Genomic DNA, 18,953 nt, shown 5'->3' with positions numbered 1-18,953 from the left:
GCTACGATCGGCCTGACCGCTAGGGGAATTCAGAGAGCACGGGGTATCGGCATGACATCGGCCCGCAGGATCGGGGCGCCGGACGCGAAGAATCGCGGCTTGCTGCTCGACGCGGCCGAACAGTTGATGATTGAAGAGGGCTACGCCGCGGTGACGTCGCGACGGCTGGCTCAGCAGGCCGGACTCAAGCCTCAGCTGGTCCACTACTACTTCCGCAAAATGGAGGAGCTTTTCCTGGAGGTCTTTCGGCGGCGCGCCGAGGAGGGGTTGCTGGCGCAGGCGCGGCTGCTGCAGTTGCCGCAGCCGTTGTGGGCCCTGTGGAGATTCGGAACCGATCCCGCTTTCACCCGCATCTCGATGGAGTTCATGGCGCTGGCCAATCACCGCAAGGAGATGCGAGCCGAAATCGCGTACTACGCAGAACGCTTTCGCGAGGAACAACGCCGGGTGGTGGCGGCTGCGCTGCGTCGTTATGAGGTGGATACCGACTTCGTTCCGCCGGTGGTGTTCACCGTGCTGATGACCAGCTTGTCCCGGTTCCTGGTGCTCGAGCAGGCGATGGGTATATCGGGCGGTCACCCCGAGACGCTGGAATTCGTCGAGGATCAACTGCGCCGGCTGGAGGGGGAGCCGCAGCCGATTGCGGACATCCCGCCGACCTGGGTGGTTCACCAGTTCCGGATGGAGCAGAGCACGCCCCTGGGCCCGTCCTTGGACACGACGACGGCCCCGTCCACCGACAGGTCGCAGTGAAACTCCGGCGTGCCCGGCTCGGTGCCGGTGTTAACGACGACCATCGCCCAGTATTCGGGTTTGGCTAAATTCAGTTCGAAGCTCCATGGTTTGCCCGGGGCAACATCCGCCTGGACGTTGGGAGTGAAGCGGTACGGATCGTGGCTGTAATCAGCGAAAATCGCCGGTTCTTGGTCGATGTAATAAATGTTGGCGTAGATCGGATTTTTTGCCGTGATCGTGTATTTGACGTGATGCATGATCGGATCATCGGCGTGTGCCCGTCCGGCGCTTAAGAACGAGCCCGCCCCACCTGCCAGGAATGCGACCAAGATCGCGCTCAACAACCTGGACATCACGTCGCTCCTCGACCGTCAGGGCGCGGACTGGCCGTGCGGTTCGTTACCTTCTCCGCGGCCAACCAGTGTGCGTCTGCAACCCAGAGCCGCGCAAAAGATGCTATCGCCTCGTCGGGCGAAACTCCGCTGATTACGCGCTTAATTTCCGTTGCCGGGTAACGGGCCAGCGACTTCGCGATCGATCGCCAACCCTCGTCGAACGACGAGCGGGGCAGCACTCGATCCACCAGGCCAATCCGCTCGGCCTCGACGGCGTCGAGGGCGGTCCCACTGCCCGCCAGCAGCAGCGCCCGGCCCTTTCCCACGAGTGCGGCCAGTCGTTCAGCCCCGCCCCAGGCGGGCATGATTTCCAGCGCCACCTGGTTGAAGGCGATTTTGATGTCGTCGGCGGCCACCCGAATGTCGGCGGCGACGGCGACTTCGGCACCGCCCCCGAAGGCGTGGCCATTCAGCGCGGCGATCACAGGAGCCGGGAAGTTGGCAAGCTGATCGCAGACCGACCGCATCCGTTTGGCCATCGCCGAGGCGTCTTCCTCGGTCCGAAGCGCGCTGAGCTCCTTTAGGTCGCCCCCTGATACGAACGCCCGATCTCCGGCGCCCGTAATGACTAGGGTTCGAGCTCCCGCGGCGGCATCGATCGCTTCTTCCAGCTCCCGCATGGTGTCCAACGAGATTGCGTTGCGTGCGTGGGGGCGATCGATGGTGAGGACCGCGACGCCGGTGCCGGACTCGTCGACCTCCAGGCCCACCATGGCGATTGCTCCTTGGTCGAAGACACCCGATATTGGCATTCTCTAATTGGGAGAATAGCATCATCGCTGCAGGCCGAAGACTTCCGAAGGTGGATGGAGGTGGTCCGATGCGTTGCCCTATCGTGGCTGCCTTTGCCGTGCTCGGTGCCGGCGCGCTGGGAGGTTGCGCATCACCGCAGCAGACCCCGCTCGCTAGCAGCGCATCCGTCACGGTCAACGGAGTGCAAGCGAAATTCGATGTCGTGAGCTGCACCCAGGTGCAGTGGTACCGGACCATTCACATTGGCCACAAGCTTTCCGGGGCCACCGTTGTCGTGGATGGACGCGGGCCGCGGGCAGTGGCCGAGTCCGCCCGCATCCACAATGTGGGCGGCTTCGACGGCATGTATTCCCAAGGCGCCGGCGATGCCGCCAACACCCGCTTCGACGGCAACAGTTATCTGATCACTGGTGTTGCGGCTGGCTCGAGGACTGCGAATCCGGCCGAACCGGCGACTGCGGAGTTCAAGATAAGCGCAAAGTGCTGACCTTTTGACCTTTTGGGTCACCGATTGACCGACCGACCGATTGGTCTGCCCGGCCGCGTACGGACCAGGCATGGCGCGCTGCTCGTTGCGTGACCGGGCCGCGCCCCTCGGCGCCAGCGCGCATTGCTAATGTCTGGGCAAGAGAATAGTATTCTCACAAAATGCGAAGGAGGATTTCATGGGGCAGTTGTCGCATCGGGAAGATGTTCCGTTTCCGATCTTTGACGCGGATAACCACCTCTACGAGCCGCCGGAGGCGCTCACCAAGTTCCTGCCCAAGGAGTACCAGAACCACATTCAGTACGTGCAGGTCAACGGGCGCACCAAGATTGCCATCCGGGGCCAGATCAGCAACTACATTCCCAACCCCACCTTCGAGGTCGTAGCACGGCCCGGTGCCTGGGAGGAGTACTTCAAGTACGGCAACCCGGAGGGCAAGAGCAAGCGCGAGTTGTTCGGTGAACCGATGCGCGCGATCCCGGCGTTCTTCGAACCCGGCCCCCGGCTGGAAAAGATGAACGAGCTGGGTCTGGACCGCACCCTGATGTTCCCGACTCTGGCCAGCCTGCTCGAGGAGCGGTTGCGTGATGACCCGGTCGCCATCCACGTCCTGGTCCATGCGCTGAATGAGTGGCTCCACGAGGTATGGGGTTTCAACTACGAGAACCGCATTTTCACCACCCCGGTCATCACCCTGCCGATCGTCGAGAAGGCGATCGAGGAGCTGGAATGGGCGGTCAAGCGTGGCGCCCGCGCCATCCTGATCCGCCCGGCTCCGGTCCCCGGGTTCCGCGGCCCCCGATCGTTCGCGGTGCCGGAGTTCGACCCGTTCTGGGAGCGGGTCGTCGAGTACGACCTCTTGGTCGGCATGCACTCCAGCGACAGCGGCTACTCCCGGTACACCTCCGAGTGGGACGGCGCCGAACAGGAAATGCTGCCGTTCCAAACCAATGCGATGGGCATCCTCAACGAGTGGCGGCCGATCCAGGACGCGGTGGGCTCGTGGGTGATCCACGGTGCGCTGTACCGCTTCCCGAAGCTGAAGGTCGCGATCGTCGAGGCGGGTTCGAAGTGGATGACCCCGTTGCTGGACGGTCTGGCAGAGGTATTCCGGAAAGCCCCGGAAGCGTTCCCGAGCGACCCAGTCGAGATGGTCAAGAGTCGTATTCACGTCAGCCCCTTCTTCGAGGATGGGATCGACGATCTGGTCGATCTCGTCGGTGTGGACCAGGTGTTGTACGGGTCGGACTGGCCGCACCCCGAAGGGCTTGCCGAGCCGACGTTCTACATCAACGCGCTGTCGCACCTGTCCGTCGAGGACCAGGCAAAGATCATGGGCGGCAACCTCGGTCGACTCGTCACGGTGTAGCGCGCCGGTGAAGATGCAGACCGCGCAGCGGTCTGAGGGGGAGGCGGGCAATTAGGCCGGATCCCTTCCCGTGGCAGACCATCCCGGAGATGGTCTTGAGCGCGGCGGACCGTTTCGGCGACGCGGAAGCAGTTGTGGACGGTCCGCTGCGCTACACATTCGGCGAGCTTGTCAACCGAATCCGTTGTGCTGCAGGTGCTTTTGCGGACCTCGGGATCGACAAAGGGGACCGGGTGGCCATTTGGGCGCCCAACTCGGCGGAGTGGATCGTCGCGGCATTCGGTCTGCTCGTCGCCGGTGGCGTACTGGTGCCGGTCAACACCCGATTCAAAAGTGCCGAGGCCAACGACATCATCGCCCGCAGCGGGGTGAAGGCTGTTCTGGTCCAGTCGGGATTCCTCGGCCAGGACTACTCGGTACCGGCGGGGACCCCGGTCATCGACCTCAAGTCCGACTTTCTTTCCAGCGGCTCGCCGTTCGAGCGTTCGGTGAGCGCCGCTGACATCTCGGACATCATCTTCACCTCGGGCACGACCGGTCGTCCCAAAGGCGCGATGATGAGCCACGGCCAGACGTTGCGGATGTATGAGGAGTGGGCGACGCTTGCCGACCTCCGTCAGGGTGACCGTTACTTACAGATCAATCCCTACTTTCACACCTTCGGGCTGAAAGCTGGACTTGTCACGTCCTTCTTGCGAGGCGCGACGATGTTGCCGTTGGCGGTCTTCGACGTCGAAGCGGTGGTGAATCTCGTTGAACGCGAACGTATCACGATGCTTCCGGGCCCGCCGACGCTCTATCATTCGCTGCTGACGGTCGCCGACAAGGCCAGACTGGCGACGTTGCGGGCCGGGGTAACCGGTGCCGCCGACATCCCCGTCGAACTGGTCCGGCGCATCCATGACGAGCTGCCGTTCCAGACGTTGATGACCGGTTACGGCCTCACCGAGGCCGGCAACGTGACCCTGTCCAGGCCTGGTGATTCGTTCGAGGATGTGGCTACCACCGCCGGTCTGCCCTGTGCCGGCGTCGAGGTCCGCATTGCCGACGACGGCGAAGTGTTGGTGCGCGGCTACGGGGTCATGCAGGGCTATCTCGATGACCCTGCCGCCACCGCCGAAGCGATCGACAGCGACGGCTGGCTTCATACGGGAGATCTGGGCACCTTCAACGACGCGGGCCGCCTGCGCATCGTCGGGCGCAAGAAGGACATGTTCATCGTCGGCGGCTTCAACGCCTATCCGGCGGAGATCGAGGGCCTATTGATCGGACACGAGGCCGTCGCGCAGGCTGCCGTGATAGGCGTGCCCGACGAGCGACTCGGGCAAGTGGGCAAGGCGTTCGTGGTCCGGAAGGGTCCCGTCGATGCGGCGGAATTGATCGACTGGTGCCGGCAGCGGATGGCGGGATTCAAGGTGCCGCGGTCGGTGGAATTTCTTGAGGCATTGCCGCTCAATGCCACTGGCAAGGTGGTGAAAGACCTGCTTATCTAGCGCGAGTGTAGGCGGATGCGTGCACCCCAGGTGCACGCGTGAATGGCATTACTTCCCCCGCGCGCGATGGTTTTTGGCTAACGAGGAGGCGCAGAAAGGGGCTTGGTCTGGTGGAAAGTACAAGACACTTTCCAAGGCCGCCGGCGCGACGGGTGGTACGCACCATTCGATCGCACATCGTTGGCTGCGACGAGTAGGGTGAGCCCATGGCGACGCCCGTCGCTTCTCGAATGGCGTCGGTCAACGGACAACGGGATCTTCGCCCGACGGGCAAGCGGTAGGGGAGTTTGGTTGGGCGGCGAGCAGTTTCGTTCGATGTTCCCGGGACGGAATCAGTTCCGGTGAAAAGACGCCCCGCGCCCTCGACGGCCGCCGGAAGTCGGGCGCTGACGTTTCAAGTCGAAGCTGAGGCCGCCGAAGCCGAAGCCCGCGCCGCTGCCGCCCGCGCCCGAGCGATCCGCGCGCGTCGCGAGGCCGAGGCCGTCACTTCGGAGGAAGCCGACAATCAAACCCGAGGGCCCGCCACCGAAGAGGCGGTCACTGCAGTCGTGGACACCCGCTCAGTTGACGCTGATGCGGATGGATTAGCCGGCCAGGGTGCCGAATTGTGGCCTGTCGCCCCGCCCGCTCGCGGGCGCGGCCTGCTGATCCGACCGAGGTTGTTCCTGGTTGCCTCGGTGCTCGCCGTCATGGTGTCTCTTGCTGCGATCGGAGCCGGCGTGGAGATGATGGTGCTGCATAAGAACGCCGTCCTGGAGCGCCAGCGGGTAGCGGAATACGCGGCGGCCGCGCGCAAGGCTGTGGTGACCCTGACGTCGCTGGACTACGAGCATGCCAAAGAAGGCGTGCAGCGAATCCTCGAAATCTCCACCGGAACATTCAAAGACGACTTCCTCAAGTCTGCCGAAGACTTCACCGACACCCTTCGAGAGTCAAAGGTGATTTCGCACGGCAGCGTTCGCGCCTCCGCGGTCGACTTAGATTCGGTGACTGCCAACTCTGCGGTGGTATTGGTCGCCAGCACCTCGGAAGTCACCAATGCGGCCGGAGTCAAACAGGATCCACGTAAGTACCGGCTCATCGTGACGGTCACTCGCGAGGGCGGGCAGCTCAAGATGTCGAGAGTCGAGTTCATCCAGTGACCCCGCCGGTGACGATGCAGAGCGCAGCGATGAGGAGGAGCGGCGCCAATGAGTCGCGCCGGTGACGATGCAGAGCGCAGCGATGAGGAGGAGCGGCGCCAATGAGTAACGGCGACATTCACTCGATGGTGATCGCGTCGGACTACCGAATCCCGGACCCGACGCGGGTGTGGCCGCTGCTGGAACGCAACAAGGCGGCCCTCGCCGACATCGGCGCCCACCACGTATTGGTCTACCTCTCCACGCACGACTATGGCCGCGTCCTGGTGATGATCGGTGTGCACAGCCGCGAGCCGATTGTGGAACTGTTGCAGTCGCGTGTTTTCTTCGACTGGTTCGACGAGGCCGGCGTCGACGACATTCCGGCGGTATTCGCCGGCGAGATCGTCGAGAGGTTCGTCACCACCCCACCCGCGGTACCGAAGGCACCCGGAGTGGTGCTGGCCGCATTCGCCTCAGTGCAGGACGTGTCGACGTTGACCGCGGAGGTCGGCTTCGCCATGGACCGGTTCGCGGCGGCGGGGATCCGAAAAACGTGGGTATTCCAGGCTTTCGACGATTCCCACGAGGTGCTGATCCTGCAGGAGTTCCCGGACGAAGAGGGTGCGCGGCAATGGATCGACCATCCGGATGCCACGGCCCAGTGGATGACGGGCGGGGCTGGGACGGGCGCCTACCCACCGCTGTTCGTCGGACGCTACTTCGACATGATGCGGATCGAAACAGCAGAGTAAGCGGATCATTCGATGTTCGTGTGCCTGTGTAACGGCATCACCAGCCAAGCGGTGGCCGACGCCGTTGCGGCCGGGGCTACGACGTGCAAGCAGGTTGCTTCCACCTGCGGAGCCGGCGACGACTGCGGGCGGTGCCGACGCACGGTGCGCGCGATCATCGCTTCGGCTGAACACGGCGCGGCTACCTCGGCTGAACCCGCGGCGGGTCGTTGCCAGCCGGACTAGCGCCGGTCGCTGTCGCCGGGCGGCGACATGGATCCGACGAGTTGTCCTAACAGGTAAGGGATTTCCAGTCGGGGCAGCACGACCTCGACAAACACCATCCGGTCCTGATGCGCGGCGGCGGCGGTCAGCGCGTCGTCGAGTTCGCCGTAGTTCTGCGCCCGAAACGTCAGGTGATCGACCACTCCGAGCGTGTTCGGCATATCGGTCCACTGCCACGCCACGATGTCGTTGTACGGAGCCGTCTCGCCGTGGATGGCGCGTTCGACGGTGTAACCGTCGTTATTGACCACCACGATGACCGGGGACAACCCCTCCCGGGAGAAGCTGCCGAGTTCCTGGATGGTGAGTTGTGCTGCCCCGTCTCCGATCAGCAGGACGGTCCGGCGTTCCGGATGAGCCACCGCCGCGCCGAAGGCGGCGGGCAACGTGTAACCGATTGAGCCCCAGAGCGGCTGGCCGATGAAGGTAACCCCGTGCGGCAGCACGTGATCGGCCATGCCGTAGAACGACGTCCCCTGGTCGGCCAGCACCACATTTCCCGGGGTTAGCGCTGAGCACAACCGGTCCCACAACATCTGCTGCGTGAGCGGCTCGTCGCGGGCTGGTTCGGGGGCCGGCGGCTCGATGGGGGGCGGCGCAACGGCCGACGACCTGATGCCCCGTTCGGTGAGGATCGTGGCGAGCGCCGTCAGAGCGGCACCCATCTCCAGAGGCGCGAATACCGCGTCACCCACGCTGCTCTGATACTGACCGATGTCGATGGTGCAGGCTGGGTCGATTCGCTGACTGAAGAAGCCGCTGACCATATCGGTGAACACCACCCCGGCGGTCACCAGCACCGGCGCCTGCTCGATCGCGGCGCGGACCCGCTCGGCACTGGCCGCTCCCGCGTAGATGCCGAGGAAGTTGGGTGAACTCTCGTCGAGCAGACTCTTGCCCCATACCAGCGTCGCGTGCGGCACCACATCGGCCGCCAACAGCGATTCGAGTTCCTCGACCGCCTGCAGGCGATGCACCAACAAGTCGGCCAGCACCGTCAATTGGTGGTCGGCGATCAATTTTGCGGCCGCCTCGGTGAACAGCGCCAAGGCCCGTGGGCTGGTGCCGCCGGAATAGCTGCGCAGCGGCGCCGCCGGCGGTTCGGTGGGAAAGCGCGCCACATCGGCCGACATCAGAATATATCCGGGACGCTTCTGCTCGCGCACCTCCTCGAGCACCCGGTCTATCTCCCGGCATGCCGTGGCCGGCATGAGATTGGCTTGGGCGCAGGTGATTTCGCGACTGATCCGGTAGAAATGCTCGAAGTCGCCGTCACCCAGCGAGTGATGCAGTGCCCGGCGGGTGGCTTGGGCATCCTTGGACGGGCCACCGACGATATGTACGACGGGCACGTGTTCGGCGTAGCTGCCCGCAATCGCATTGGCGGCCGAGAGTTCGCCTACGCCGAATGTCGTTACCACAGCGGACAATCCGCGTAGCCGTCCATAGCCGTCAGCGGCGTAGCCGGCGTTGAGTTCGTTAGCGTTGCCGACCCAGCGCAGCTTCGGGTGCGCGACGATGTGATCGAGAAACGCGAGGTTGTAGTCGCCGGGAACACCAAAGATCTCTGTCACGCCGAGTTCGGCGAGGCGGTCAAGGAGATAATCGCCGACGGTGTAAGCGGGATCAGTCACGGAAACGACGGTACGCCCCGCAGAGGATGTTTCGGCAACATGACTATTCCCCGCCGGGGCACTGGTTCGATATCGTGCGGGCCATGGCAATCAAAGAATCCCGCGACATCGTCATCGAAGCCAGTCCCGAGGAGATCCTGGATGTCATCGCTGATTTCGAGGCGATGCCCGACTGGTCCGAGCCGCATCAGAGCGCCGAGATCCTCGAGACCGGAGCCGACGGACGCCCGAGCAAAGTAAAGATGAAGGTGCGGACCGCGGGCATCACCGACGAGCAGGTGGTGGCCTACACCTGGAGCGGTAACGAAGTGACCTGGACGCTGGTCAGTTCGGGGCAACAGAAATCGCAGGACGGAAAGTATTCCTTGGTGCCCAAGGGCGACGAGACGCTGGTGAAGATGGAGATCACCGTCGACCCGAATGTCCCGCTACCCGGTTTCGTACTCAAGCGCGCCGTCAAGGGCACCATTGACTCTGCGACCAAAGAACTACGCAACCGGGTGCTGAAGGTCAAAAAGGGCAAGTAGCGCTGTGGCTCGCGGGGGACCGCTGGCCGGGGTCAAGGTCATCGAACTCGGCGGCATCGGACCCGGCCCGCACGCCGGCATGGTGCTGGCCGACATGGGCGCGGACGTAGTCCGGGTGCGCCGGCCCGGCGGGCTGCAGATGCCCGCCGAGGACCGCGATCTACTGCACCGCGGCAAGCGGGTGGTCGACCTGGACGTAAAGACGCAACCTCAGGTACTGCTGGACCTGGCCGCCAAGGCCGACGTGCTGGTGGACTGCTTTCGGCCCGGAACGTGCGAGCGCCTGGGCATCGGCCCGCAAGAGTGCGCCGCCGTCAATCCTCGGCTGATCTATGCCCGCATCACCGGCTGGGGCCAGGACGGGCCGCTTGCCTCGACGGCAGGACACGACATCAACTACCTGTCGCAGACCGGCGCGATGTCGTCGCTGGGCTATCGCGACCGACCCCCTACGCCGCCGCTGAATCTCGTCGCCGATTTCGGTGGCGGGTCGATGCTGGTGTTGCTGGGCATCGTCGCCGCGCTGTACGAGCGGGAGCGCTCGGGGTTGGGTCAGGTGATCGACGCCGCGATGGTGGACGGGGTCAGCGTCCTGGCCCAGATGATGTGGACGATGAAGGCGACGGGCGCCCTGCGCGATGAGCGTGAATCGTTTCTGCTGGACGGCGGCGCTCCGTTCTACCGCTGTTATGAGACCTCCGACGGCAAGTACATGGCGGTCGGCGCCATCGAGCCGCAATTCTTCAAGGCACTGTTAGCCGGGCTCGGCCTGTCAGAAGACGATGTGCCGAATCAGCATGACCAGTCAGCTTTTCCGCGCATGCGCGCGATGTTCACCGAGAAATTCGCCGGCCGGACACGCGACGAGTGGACCGAGATCTTCGCGGGGACCGACGCATGCGTGACACCGGTATTGACTTGGTCGGAAGCCGCGCTCGACGCGCACCTGACCGGGCGGTCCACCGTGATCACCGCGCACGGCGTCCAACAGGCCGCGCCCGCGCCGCGGTTCTCCCGCACACCGAGTGACCCGGTCGGCCGGCCTCCCGCCACCACCACGCCGCTGCACGAAATCGGCTGGTAACGAGTAATTGACGCAACACCGCCCGCAACCGGGACGGCGTTGCTAGCTTGGCCTGGATGGCCGTTCAAGCATCGCGGGAGATTGTGATCGACGCGCCGCCGGAGAAGGTCATGGCGGCGTTGCGTGATGTCGACGCGCTGCCTCAGCTCTCTCCGGTGCACAAGAAGGTCGAAGTGCTCGACTGCTATCCCGACGGCCGTCCGCACCACGTGAAGGCGACGGTCAAGATCCTCGGGATTGTCGACAACGAGATCCTGGAATACCACTGGGGACCCGACTGGGTGGTCTGGGATGCCAAGGACACCTTCCAGCAACACGGGCAGCACATCGAATACACCGTCAAGGCTGAAGGTGTCGACAAATCCCGGGTGCGATTCGACATCACCGTCGAACCCGCCGGTCCTATCCCCGCGTTCATCGTCAAGCGCGCCAGCAAGGCAGCGTTGGAGGCGGCAACCGAAGGGTTGCGCAAGTTGGTAGAGGACGGCGACCCTGCTGCCGATCCGGGCAGCTGAGATTAGTTCGTCCGCCGGGGGGTAGACGACTTGGGCATGAGCGATACTCCGACGATGGCGGGCCCGCCCGGGCCCCGGGACGAGAAAACCTTCGCGACCGCCGTGCGATTCGGCGCCGCCGTGGTCGGCCTCGCGATGTTGGTGCTGTTGCTGACCGTCATGTGGGCCGGCAGCTGCAAGTCCGGGTCCGGGGATCATTCGCTGGAGCACTGCGGTGCGTTGCGGCGCAACGCCATAGCGCTCGGCTCACCGCTGATTTTGTTGCTGGGCGGCATCGCCGCGTTCGTCCGCACCTACCGCGTCTGGCGGATGGGGGGACGCTGGTGGGTCTGGCAGGGCGTCGGATGGTTCTTGCTGGCGTTGATGCTGGTGGTGCTCACCCTCGCGGTTCCGTCAAGCTTGCTCTGAGCTCGCCGGGCCCTGGCGTTTCGTCGTGGTCCGGGACGTGACCGCATTGCTAACTTATTAGCAATGGCCATTCAAGCATCGTCCGAAATTGTCATCGACGCTTCGCCCGAGGTGATAATCGACGCGCTTGCCGACATGGACTCGGTGCCGTCCTGGTCCTCGGTGCACAAACGCGCCGAGGTGATCGACACCTACCCTGATGGCCGCCCCCACCATGTCAAGGTCACGATCAAAGTGACGGGCATCGTCGACACCGAATTGCTGGAATATCACTGGGGTCCGGACTGGATGCTCTGGGATGCGAAAAGAACTGCCCAGCAACACGGCCAGCATGGCGAATACAACCTGACCCGGGTGGGTGAGAACAGGACCCGGGTGCGATTCACCATCACCGTCGAACCGTTGGCGCCGCTGCCCGAATTCTGGGTCAAATTGGCGCGGAAGAAGATCCTCAACGCCGCGCTGGAAGGTCTGCGGAATCGCGTGATGGGGGCCTAGCGCAGCGCGCTCAGTCGCCGCAGGGCTTCGTCCAGGGTGTCCTCGCGCTTGCAGAAGGTGAAGCGCACCAGGTGATTCCATACATCGGCGTGCTGGGCTGTCGGGTCGCAGAACGCCGACATCGGAATTGCGGCTACACCGACTTTCTCCGGAAGTGTCGCACAGAACGCGGTGCTGTCGTCGTATCCCAATGGGCGCGGATCGGCGCAGAGGAAGTAGGTGCCATGACTGTCGTGCACGTCGAAACCGATCTCGATCAGGCCGTTGGCCAGCCGATCGCGTCGCGCCTGTAGCGAGTCGCGCAGCTTCGCCACCCACTGTTCCTGGGTGTTCAACGCCAAGGCGACCGCAGGCTGGAACGGGGCCCCGCCGACGTAACTCAAGTACTGCTTGGCGGCACGCACCCCGGTGATGAGTTCCGCAGGGCCACAAGCCCATCCGATCTTCCAGCCGGTGCAGTTGAACATTTTCGCCGCGCTCGAGATGGTCAGGGTGCGCTCGGCCATGCCGTCGAAACCGGCCAGCGGTTGGTGGGTGTGGCCGTCGTACACCAGATGCTCATAGACCTCGTCGGTGATGACGAGCAGATCCGCGTCCACCGCGATCTCGGCGATGGCTCGGAGTTCGGCCGTGCTGAGCACGGCGCCGGTGGGATTGTGCGGCGAGTTGACGATCAGTGCGCGCGTCCGGGGCGTGACCGCGCGGCGCAGCGCGTCGGCGTCCAGCGCGAAACCCCGGCCGTGCGGGACCAGCGGTACCGCGACGCGATGTGCGCCGGCCATGGCGACCACCGGTGAATAGGAGTCGTAGAACGGTTCGATCAGCAGGACCTCGGAGCCAGGCTCGACGAGGCCGAGGACCGCGCCGGCGATCGCCTCGGTGGCGCCGACGGTGACCAGCACCTCGGTGTCGGGGTCGTACTCAATGCCGAACTTCCGGCGGCGCTGGGCGGCAATGGCTTGACGCAGCGGAGCCATGCCCAGGCCGGGAGGGTACTGGTTGACGCCTTCGGCGATGGCCTCTTGGGCGGCGCGCAGCATTTCCGGCGGTCCGTCCTCGTCGGGAAAGCCTTGCCCGAGGTTCACCGCGCCGATCCGTGCCGCCAGTGACGACATCTCGGCGAATACCGTGGTCGCGTAGGGCTGCAGCCTCGGCACCGTCATGGGAGTCGAGCTTAAGCGCGCCTATCGCGCCGGCCGTGACTGTCCTGTCACGCTCGACTCCCACTGCGACGACAATGTCACGCGCGGCGCTCCCTGACCTGCTGATCCCTCCCAACCAACAGGTTGGCCGGGGGCGCCCTGTTAGGGTGCTCCTACTGGACCTAGTCTGTAGGCGGATCCAAACACTCCCTTTTGAAGAGGAAATCGAATCGACATGTCCGAAGAAGCCTTCATCTATGAGGCCATCCGTACGCCCCGCGGTAAGCAACGCAACGGCTCGCTGAACGAAGTCAAGCCATTGAGCCTGGTCGTGGGCCTGATCGAGGAGCTGCGCAAGCGCAATCCCGACCTCGACGAGAACCTGATCAGCGACGTCATCCTGGGCTGTGTCTCGCCGGTCGGCGATCAGGGCGGCGACATCGCCCGCGCCGCGGTGCTGGCCTCGGGTATGCCGGTCACCTCCGGCGGCGTGCAGTTGAACCGGTTCTGCGCCTCCGGCCTTGAAGCCGTCAACACCGCTGCCCAGAAGGTTCGCTCGGGCTGGGACGACCTGGTGTTGGCCGGTGGCGTCGAGTCGATGAGCCGGGTGCCGATGGGATCCGATGGCGGCGCCATGGGCCTGGACCCGGCCACCAACTACGAGGTGATGTTCGTCCCGCAGGGCATCGGCGCCGACTTGATCGCCACCATCGAGGGCTTCTCGCGCGACGACGTGGACAACTACGCGCTGCGCAGCCAGCAGAAGGCCGCCGAGGCGTGGTCGGGCGGCTACTTCGCCAAGTCGGTCGTGCCGGTCCGCGACCAGAACGGTCTGCTGATCCTGGACCACGACGAGCACATGCGGCCCGACACCACCAAGGAGGGCCTGGGCAAGTTGAAGCCGGCCTTCGAGGCACTCGCGGCCATGGGCGGCTTCGACGACGTGGCGCTGCAGAAATACCACTACGTCGAGAAGATCAACCACGTCCACACCGGTGGTAACTCCTCCGGGATCGTCGACGGCGCGGCGCTGGTGATGATCGGGTCGGAAAAGGCGGGGCAGGCCATCAACGCCACCCCGCGGGCCCGCATCGTGGCAACCGCGACCAGTGGCGCCGACCCGGTGATCATGCTGACCGGACCCACCCCGGCCACCAAAAAGGTGCTGGACCGCGCCGGTCTGACCGTCGACGACATCGACCTGTTCGAGCTTAACGAGGCCTTCGCATCGGTGGTGCTGAAGTTCCAGAAGGACCTGAACATCCCCGACGAGAAGCTCAACGTCAATGGCGGTGCCATTGCCATGGGTCACCCGTTGGGCGCTACCGGCGCAATGATTCTCGGCACCATGGTCGACGAGCTGGAGCGGCGTAACGCCCGGCGTGCGTTGGTGACGCTGTGTATTGGCGGCGGCATGGGTGTCGCGACGATCGTAGAACGAGTCTGAGAGGGTTTCGAACAATAATGGCCGACAACACCATTCAGTGGGACAAGGACGACGACGGTATCGTCACCCTGACGCTGGACGACCCGTCCGGGTCGGCGAACGTCATGAACGAGGCCTACATCGAGTCGATGGGCAAGACTGTCGATCGTCTTGTCGCCGAAAAGGATTCGATCACCGGCGTGGTGATCACCAGCGCCAAGAAGACCTTCTTCGCCGGCGGCGACGTCAAGAGCATGGTCCAGATCGGACCGGAGAATGCCGGCGAAGCCTTCGATTTGGTCGAGAACGTCAAGAAGCAGTTGCGCACGCTGGAGACCTTGGGCAAACCGGTCGTGGCGGCACTCAACGGTGCCGCTCTCGGCGGCGGCCTGGAGATCGCGCTGGCCTGCCATCACCGCATCGCCGCAGACGTCAAGGGGTCGCAGTTCGGTTTCCCCGAGGCGACATTGGGCCTGCTGCCGGGGGCCGGCGGTGTCACCCGCTCGGTGCGCATGTTCGGCATCCAGAACGCTTTCATGAACGTCTTGTCGCAGGGCACCCGGTTCAAGCCGGCCAAGGCTAAAGAACTCGGCCTGATCGACGAGGTGCTGCCGACGGTCGAGGAATTGGTGCCCGCCGCCAAGGAGTGGATCAAGGCGAACCCCGATGCGCACGAACAGCCCTGGGACAAGAAGGGTTACAAGATGCCCGGCGGCACTCCGTCGTCGCCGGGGTTGGCGTCGATCTTGCCGTCGTTCCCGGCGTTGCTGCGCAAGCAGATCAAGGGCGCGCCGATGCCGGCACCGAGGGCCATTCTGTCTGCCGCGGTCGAGGGCGCCCAGGTGGACTTCGACACCGCCAGTCGCATCGAGAGCCGTTACTTCACCACGCTGGTCACCGGCCAGGTTGCCAAGAACATGATCCAGGCGTTCTTCTTCGACCTGCAGACCATCAACAACGGCGGGTCGCGCCCCGACGGCATCGAGCCGGTCAAGATCAACAAGATCGGTGTACTCGGTGCGGGCATGATGGGTGCGGGCATCGCCTACGTCTCGGCCAAGGCCGGTTACGACGTGGTGCTCAAAGACGTCAGCATCGAAGCGGCCCAGAAGGGTAAGGGCTACTCGGAAAAGCTGGAGGCCAAGGCGCTCGAGCGTGGCCGCACCTCCCAGGAGAAGAGCGACGCCCTGCTGGCGCGCATCACCCCGGCGGCCGACCCGGCTGACCTCAAGGGCGTGGACTTCGTCATCGAGGCGGTGTTCGAGAACCAGGAACTCAAGCACAAGGTGTTCCAGGAGATCGAGGACATCGTGGAGCCCAACGCGCTGCTGGGTTCGAACACCTCGACGCTGCCGATCACTGGTTTGGCGACCGGTGTCAAGCGGCAGGAGGACTTCGTCGGAATTCACTTCTTCTCGCCGGTCGACAAGATGCCGCTGGTGGAAATCATCCGGGGCGAGAAGACATCCGATGAGGCGTTGGCTCGGGTGTTCGACTACACGCTGGCTATCGGCAAGACACCGATCGTGGTCAACGACAGCCGCGGCTTCTTCACCTCTCGCGTCATCGGCACCTTCGTCAACGAGGCGCTGGCGATGCTCGGTGAGGGTGTGGAGCCGGCCAGCATCGAACAGGCCGGTTCGCAGGCCGGCTACCCGGCCCCGCCGTTGCAGCTGTCCGACGAACTCAACCTGGAGCTCATGCACAAGATCGCGCTCGCGACCCGTAAGGGTGTCGAGGACGCGGGCGGCACCTACGAGCCGCACCCGGCAGAAGCCGTGGTGGAGAAGATGATCGAGCTGGAACGGTCGGGGCGCCTCAAGGGTGCGGGGTTCTACGAGTACCCCGACGGCAAGCGGTCCGGATTGTGGCCGGGACTGCGGGAGACGTTCAAATCCGGCTCTTCGGAGCCGCCCCTGCAGGACATGATCGACCGGATGTTGTTCGCCGAGGCGCTGGAAACCCAGAAGTGTCTCGACGAGAACGTGTTGACGTCGACGGCCGACGCCAACATCGGCTCGATCATGGGCATCGGTTTTCCGCCCTGGACCGGTGGTAGCGCGCAGTACATCGTGGGTTACGAAGGTCCGCTCGGCAAGGGCAAGGAGGCCTTTGTGGCCCGCGCCCGTGAACTGGCGGAGAAGTACGGCGACCGCTTTCTGCCGCCGGACTCATTGAGCTGACCTAGCTCGTGTAGACGCAAAAGCCCCCGAAACAGCGTGGTTTCGGGGGCTTTTGCGACTGCTCATTGTGGCAGTGCGGCGGCGAGTCGGCGCCACTGCTCGCGCGGGAACTCCTGCGGGTCTGCAGTCAGCACCTGCACGCAGACGTGGTCCGCGCCGGCTGCATGATGCTCGGCAACCCGGCGCAGGATCGCGTCCTCATCTCCCCACGCGATGATCGCGTCGAAGACACGTTGGCTCACCTGTTGCAAATCCTCTTCGGTGAACCCGCTGCGCAGCAGGTTATTGGCGTAGTTCGGCAGAGCCAGATACGAACGGAGCCAATCGGTTCCGATGCGACGAGCTTCGTCGGCATCGTCGGTCAGGATGGCGGTTTGCTCAGGCAACAGCAATGGGCCCGCACCCAAAGTTGTTCGGGCAGAGGCCGTGTGCTCGGTGGTAACAAGGTAGGGATGGGCGCCCCGGGCGCGGGTCGCCGACAACTGCAACATCTTTGGACCTAGCGCGGCGAGCACCCGATCGCCGACGGGTACCGGCCGCTCGGTGGCATCCAGCGCGTCCAGATACGACGCGGTAGCTGCCAGCGGCTTGCGGTAACGCCCGGGTTCGCGGGAGTCGATCAATGGTGCGTGGCTGACTCCGATGCCGAGGAGGAATCGATCCCCGTGCTCGTCGGTCAGCGCCTGATATTGGGCGGCCACGTCCTCAGCCGAATGCATCCAGAGATTAAGGATCCCGGTGGCGATCACCGTGCGTTTGGTCGCGCCCAGCAGGTTGCCCACCGAATCGAAGACCGGGCCGCCGACATCGGGGATCCATAACGCGGTAAAGCCCAGCTCATCCAATTCCGCTGCAGCATCCGCGGCTTCGGATGCGTCGCTGTAGCGCAGCTGGCTACTCCACACGCCGACACCGGTCAATTCCATACGGTTCATTCCTCTCGTTCGCGCACTTACGTCCTACTCTGCCAAACGCGTGTTGCTGGGTGACTGCATGAGGCCGGCGGCCATCCAGCCATTGCAGCTGAAGTGGTGAAATCTCAGCGGGTTAAAGTCACGCTATGCGCTTTGGTCTCTTCATCCCGCAGGGCTGGCGAATGGATCTGGTCGGCATCGAACCTGAGCGGCATTGGGCGGTAATGCGCGACCTCGCCACCTACGCCGACGGCAGCGCCTGGGATTCGCTGTGGGTCTACGACCACTTCCACACCGTTCCACTGCCTACCGACGAAGCCACCCACGAGGCGTGGTCATTGATGGCGGCCTACGCTGCGGTCACTTCGCGGATCAAACTCGGCCAGATGTGTACTGCCATGAGTTACCGCAATCCCGTCTACCTGGCCAAGGTTGCGGCGACCACCGACATCATCTCCGGTGGGCGCATCCAAATGGGCATCGGTGGCGGCTGGTACGAACACGAATGGCGCGCCTATGGTTACGGCTTCCCGTCGGCCGGTGTGCGGTTGGCGCGACTGGACGAAGGCGTGCAGATCATGCGCGATGCCTGGCGCGACGGGAAAGTTAGTTTCGACGGCAAGCACTACCAGGTCGATGGTGCCATCGTGGCCCCGAAGCCGTTACAAGACAACGGTATTCCGTTGTGGATTGCCGGCGGTGGGGAGAAGGTGACACTGCGGATCGCTGCGCAGTATGCGCAGTACACCAATTTCACCCCGGAGCCTGAGGCATTCGCCCACAAATCCGAGGTGCTTGCCGCGCACTGCCGCAACCTCGGCACCGACTTCGACGCCATCGTGCGGTCGGCCAACTTCACCGCGGTCGTCGGCACGTCTGAGGCCGAGGTCAAGGACCGGTTGCAGCGGGTGCGCGATCGGATGGCCGGCTACGTGCCGGAGGCGGTGGCCGAATCGATGGTTGCCGGCGTGCCGGATTCCGCCACGGGTACGCCGGAACAGGTGATCGAACGGCTGACCAAGGTCCGCGACCTGGGTTGCGACTACGCAATCTGTTACTTTCCGGAGGCCGCGTACGACCGGTCCGGCATCGAGTTGTTCGAGCGGGAAGTGATTCCCGCGCTGAGTTAGCGGCCGCGGCGGGTCGATATGCCTCCGATATGCCTCCGAAATGCCTTCGAAGTCGACCGGTCCGTGTGCGTCCAGAGCCGTGTGTGGCGAGCGGGTGGCATCGGATCTACCGCGGTCAAC

General features: G+C 64.3%; 20 protein-coding genes. 15 read left to right on the top strand and 5 right to left on the bottom strand.

Annotation, left to right across the window (positions count from 1 at the left end):
* The first annotated feature begins 51 nt into the window (after nucleotides 1-51).
* Nucleotides 52-753 carry a TetR/AcrR family transcriptional regulator gene (locus tag A5636_RS04170; protein WP_065157431.1) on the top strand — a complete coding sequence of 234 codons (702 nt, stop codon included), beginning with the start codon at nucleotides 52-54 and terminating at the stop codon, nucleotides 751-753.
* Here A5636_RS04170 and A5636_RS04165 read toward each other — a convergent pair.
* Together A5636_RS04165 and A5636_RS04160 are read right to left on the bottom strand one after the other, a co-directional pair.
* Nucleotides 669-1,088 carry a hypothetical protein gene (locus tag A5636_RS04165; RefSeq protein WP_065157430.1) on the bottom strand — a complete coding sequence of 140 codons (420 nt, stop codon included), beginning with the start codon at nucleotides 1,086-1,088 and terminating at the stop codon, nucleotides 669-671. The two genes, A5636_RS04170 and A5636_RS04165, sit on opposite strands and share 85 nt — an antisense overlap.
* On the bottom strand, nucleotides 1,088-1,843 hold the full coding sequence (locus A5636_RS04160) for an enoyl-CoA hydratase/isomerase family protein (RefSeq protein WP_065157429.1): 756 nt from the start codon (nucleotides 1,841-1,843) through the stop codon (nucleotides 1,088-1,090). Before A5636_RS04160 ends, A5636_RS04165 begins: the two co-directional genes overlap by 1 nt.
* 107 nt (nucleotides 1,844-1,950) lie before the next feature.
* Between A5636_RS04160 and A5636_RS04155 the strand changes: the two genes are divergently transcribed.
* The 6 genes from A5636_RS04155 to A5636_RS04130 all read left to right on the top strand — a co-directional run bounded on the left by A5636_RS04155 (nucleotide 1,951) and on the right by A5636_RS04130 (nucleotide 7,333).
* A complete protein-coding gene (locus tag A5636_RS04155) occupies nucleotides 1,951-2,370 on the top strand; it encodes a lipoprotein LpqH (RefSeq protein WP_065157428.1) in 420 nt (139 codons plus the stop codon).
* A 178-nt stretch (nucleotides 2,371-2,548) separates the two neighbouring features.
* Nucleotides 2,549-3,739, top strand: coding sequence for an amidohydrolase family protein (locus tag A5636_RS04150; RefSeq protein WP_065157427.1), 1,191 nt, complete (start codon nucleotides 2,549-2,551; stop codon nucleotides 3,737-3,739).
* Between the two features lie 89 nt (nucleotides 3,740-3,828).
* Entirely contained in the window at nucleotides 3,829-5,232 is a 1,404-nt protein-coding gene (locus tag A5636_RS04145) for a FadD3 family acyl-CoA ligase (protein ID WP_065157426.1), read from the top strand.
* Nucleotides 5,233-5,573: 341 nt separating this feature from the next.
* Nucleotides 5,574-6,374, top strand: a complete 801-nt coding sequence (locus A5636_RS04140; protein ID WP_065157425.1) for a hypothetical protein — start codon at nucleotides 5,574-5,576, stop codon at nucleotides 6,372-6,374.
* A gap of 101 nt (nucleotides 6,375-6,475) precedes the next feature.
* Nucleotides 6,476-7,108 (top strand): fatty-acid--CoA ligase, encoded by a 633-nt coding sequence (locus A5636_RS04135; RefSeq protein ID WP_065157424.1) that lies wholly within the window; start codon nucleotides 6,476-6,478, stop codon nucleotides 7,106-7,108.
* A 12-nt stretch (nucleotides 7,109-7,120) separates the two neighbouring features.
* A complete protein-coding gene (locus tag A5636_RS04130; RefSeq protein ID WP_065157423.1) occupies nucleotides 7,121-7,333 on the top strand; it encodes a (2Fe-2S)-binding protein in 213 nt (70 codons plus the stop codon).
* On the opposite strand, the gene A5636_RS04125 is transcribed toward A5636_RS04130, so the two are convergent.
* Complete coding sequence (locus tag A5636_RS04125) at nucleotides 7,330-9,006, bottom strand: alpha-keto acid decarboxylase family protein (RefSeq protein WP_065157422.1); 1,677 nt, start codon at nucleotides 9,004-9,006, stop codon at nucleotides 7,330-7,332. The genes A5636_RS04130 and A5636_RS04125 overlap by 4 nt on opposite strands.
* Before the next feature lie 83 nt (nucleotides 9,007-9,089).
* On the opposite strand from A5636_RS04125, the gene A5636_RS04120 reads away from it, so the two are divergent.
* The 5 genes from A5636_RS04120 (at nucleotide 9,090) to A5636_RS04100 (ending at nucleotide 12,038) form a co-directional block, all read left to right on the top strand.
* Nucleotides 9,090-9,533 carry an SRPBCC family protein gene (locus A5636_RS04120; protein ID WP_065157542.1) on the top strand — a complete coding sequence of 148 codons (444 nt, stop codon included), beginning with the start codon at nucleotides 9,090-9,092 and terminating at the stop codon, nucleotides 9,531-9,533.
* A gap of 4 nt (nucleotides 9,534-9,537) precedes the next feature.
* Nucleotides 9,538-10,617 carry a CaiB/BaiF CoA transferase family protein gene (locus tag A5636_RS04115; RefSeq protein ID WP_065157421.1) on the top strand — a complete coding sequence of 360 codons (1,080 nt, stop codon included), beginning with the start codon at nucleotides 9,538-9,540 and terminating at the stop codon, nucleotides 10,615-10,617.
* Between the two features lie 56 nt (nucleotides 10,618-10,673).
* On the top strand, nucleotides 10,674-11,132 hold the full coding sequence (locus tag A5636_RS04110; protein WP_065157420.1) for an SRPBCC family protein: 459 nt from the start codon (nucleotides 10,674-10,676) through the stop codon (nucleotides 11,130-11,132).
* A 36-nt stretch (nucleotides 11,133-11,168) separates the two neighbouring features.
* Nucleotides 11,169-11,540: a hypothetical protein gene (locus A5636_RS04105; protein ID WP_253900489.1), complete on the top strand. Its 372-nt coding sequence runs from the start codon at nucleotides 11,169-11,171 to the stop codon at nucleotides 11,538-11,540.
* A 63-nt stretch (nucleotides 11,541-11,603) separates the two neighbouring features.
* Nucleotides 11,604-12,038 carry an SRPBCC family protein gene (locus A5636_RS04100; protein ID WP_065157419.1) on the top strand — a complete coding sequence of 145 codons (435 nt, stop codon included), beginning with the start codon at nucleotides 11,604-11,606 and terminating at the stop codon, nucleotides 12,036-12,038.
* On the opposite strand, the gene A5636_RS04095 is transcribed toward A5636_RS04100, so the two are convergent.
* Nucleotides 12,035-13,201 (bottom strand): pyridoxal phosphate-dependent aminotransferase, encoded by a 1,167-nt coding sequence (locus A5636_RS04095; protein ID WP_065157418.1) that lies wholly within the window; start codon nucleotides 13,199-13,201, stop codon nucleotides 12,035-12,037. The two genes, A5636_RS04100 and A5636_RS04095, sit on opposite strands and share 4 nt — an antisense overlap.
* 214 nt (nucleotides 13,202-13,415) lie before the next feature.
* Here A5636_RS04095 and A5636_RS04090 point away from each other — a divergent pair, with 214 nt between their 5' ends.
* Both A5636_RS04090 and A5636_RS04085 read left to right on the top strand, forming a co-directional pair.
* Nucleotides 13,416-14,627: an acetyl-CoA C-acetyltransferase gene (locus A5636_RS04090; protein ID WP_065157417.1), complete on the top strand. Its 1,212-nt coding sequence runs from the start codon at nucleotides 13,416-13,418 to the stop codon at nucleotides 14,625-14,627.
* 17 nt (nucleotides 14,628-14,644) lie between these two features.
* Nucleotides 14,645-16,789: a 3-hydroxyacyl-CoA dehydrogenase NAD-binding domain-containing protein gene (locus A5636_RS04085; RefSeq protein WP_065157416.1), complete on the top strand. Its 2,145-nt coding sequence runs from the start codon at nucleotides 14,645-14,647 to the stop codon at nucleotides 16,787-16,789.
* Nucleotides 16,790-16,851: 62 nt separating this feature from the next.
* Here A5636_RS04085 and A5636_RS04080 read toward each other — a convergent pair whose 3' ends face one another.
* Nucleotides 16,852-17,715, bottom strand: a complete 864-nt coding sequence (locus A5636_RS04080) for an LLM class F420-dependent oxidoreductase (RefSeq protein ID WP_065157540.1) — start codon at nucleotides 17,713-17,715, stop codon at nucleotides 16,852-16,854.
* A 134-nt stretch (nucleotides 17,716-17,849) separates the two neighbouring features.
* Between A5636_RS04080 and A5636_RS04075 the strand changes: the two genes are divergently transcribed.
* Complete coding sequence (locus A5636_RS04075) at nucleotides 17,850-18,833, top strand: LLM class F420-dependent oxidoreductase (protein ID WP_065157415.1); 984 nt, start codon at nucleotides 17,850-17,852, stop codon at nucleotides 18,831-18,833.
* The last annotated feature ends 120 nt before the right edge of the window (nucleotides 18,834-18,953 follow it).

This window comes from Mycobacterium asiaticum (genome assembly GCF_001673315.1).
GTDB classification, from domain to species: Bacteria; Actinomycetota; Actinomycetes; order Mycobacteriales; family Mycobacteriaceae; genus Mycobacterium; species Mycobacterium asiaticum_B.
The sequence above is the reverse complement of the archived record's forward strand: the minus strand, read 5'-3'. Positions and strand labels throughout refer to the sequence as shown.

Bases quoted from the DNA above. Each gene is read 5' to 3' on its own strand.
- A5636_RS04170 (WP_065157431.1), top strand. From the start codon at position 52: ATGACATCGGCCCGCAGGATCGGGGCGCCGGACGCGAAGAATCGCGGC.
- A5636_RS04165 (WP_065157430.1), bottom strand. From the start codon at position 1,088: ATGTCCAGGTTGTTGAGCGCGATCTTGGTCGCATTCCTGGCAGGTGGG.
- A5636_RS04160 (WP_065157429.1), bottom strand. From the start codon at position 1,843: ATGGTGGGCCTGGAGGTCGACGAGTCCGGCACCGGCGTCGCGGTCCTC.
- A5636_RS04155 (WP_065157428.1), top strand. From the start codon at position 1,951: ATGCGTTGCCCTATCGTGGCTGCCTTTGCCGTGCTCGGTGCCGGCGCG.
- A5636_RS04150 (WP_065157427.1), top strand. From the start codon at position 2,549: ATGGGGCAGTTGTCGCATCGGGAAGATGTTCCGTTTCCGATCTTTGAC.
- A5636_RS04145 (WP_065157426.1), top strand. From the start codon at position 3,829: ATGGTCTTGAGCGCGGCGGACCGTTTCGGCGACGCGGAAGCAGTTGTG.
- A5636_RS04135 (WP_065157424.1), top strand. From the start codon at position 6,476: ATGAGTAACGGCGACATTCACTCGATGGTGATCGCGTCGGACTACCGA.
- A5636_RS04130 (WP_065157423.1), top strand. From the start codon at position 7,121: ATGTTCGTGTGCCTGTGTAACGGCATCACCAGCCAAGCGGTGGCCGAC.
- A5636_RS04120 (WP_065157542.1), top strand. From the start codon at position 9,090: ATGGCAATCAAAGAATCCCGCGACATCGTCATCGAAGCCAGTCCCGAG.
- A5636_RS04110 (WP_065157420.1), top strand. From the start codon at position 10,674: ATGGCCGTTCAAGCATCGCGGGAGATTGTGATCGACGCGCCGCCGGAG.
- A5636_RS04105 (WP_253900489.1), top strand. From the start codon at position 11,169: ATGAGCGATACTCCGACGATGGCGGGCCCGCCCGGGCCCCGGGACGAG.
- A5636_RS04100 (WP_065157419.1), top strand. From the start codon at position 11,604: ATGGCCATTCAAGCATCGTCCGAAATTGTCATCGACGCTTCGCCCGAG.
- A5636_RS04095 (WP_065157418.1), bottom strand. From the start codon at position 13,201: ATGACGGTGCCGAGGCTGCAGCCCTACGCGACCACGGTATTCGCCGAG.
- A5636_RS04090 (WP_065157417.1), top strand. From the start codon at position 13,416: ATGTCCGAAGAAGCCTTCATCTATGAGGCCATCCGTACGCCCCGCGGT.
- A5636_RS04085 (WP_065157416.1), top strand. From the start codon at position 14,645: ATGGCCGACAACACCATTCAGTGGGACAAGGACGACGACGGTATCGTC.
- A5636_RS04080 (WP_065157540.1), bottom strand. From the start codon at position 17,715: ATGGAATTGACCGGTGTCGGCGTGTGGAGTAGCCAGCTGCGCTACAGC.
- A5636_RS04075 (WP_065157415.1), top strand. From the start codon at position 17,850: ATGCGCTTTGGTCTCTTCATCCCGCAGGGCTGGCGAATGGATCTGGTC.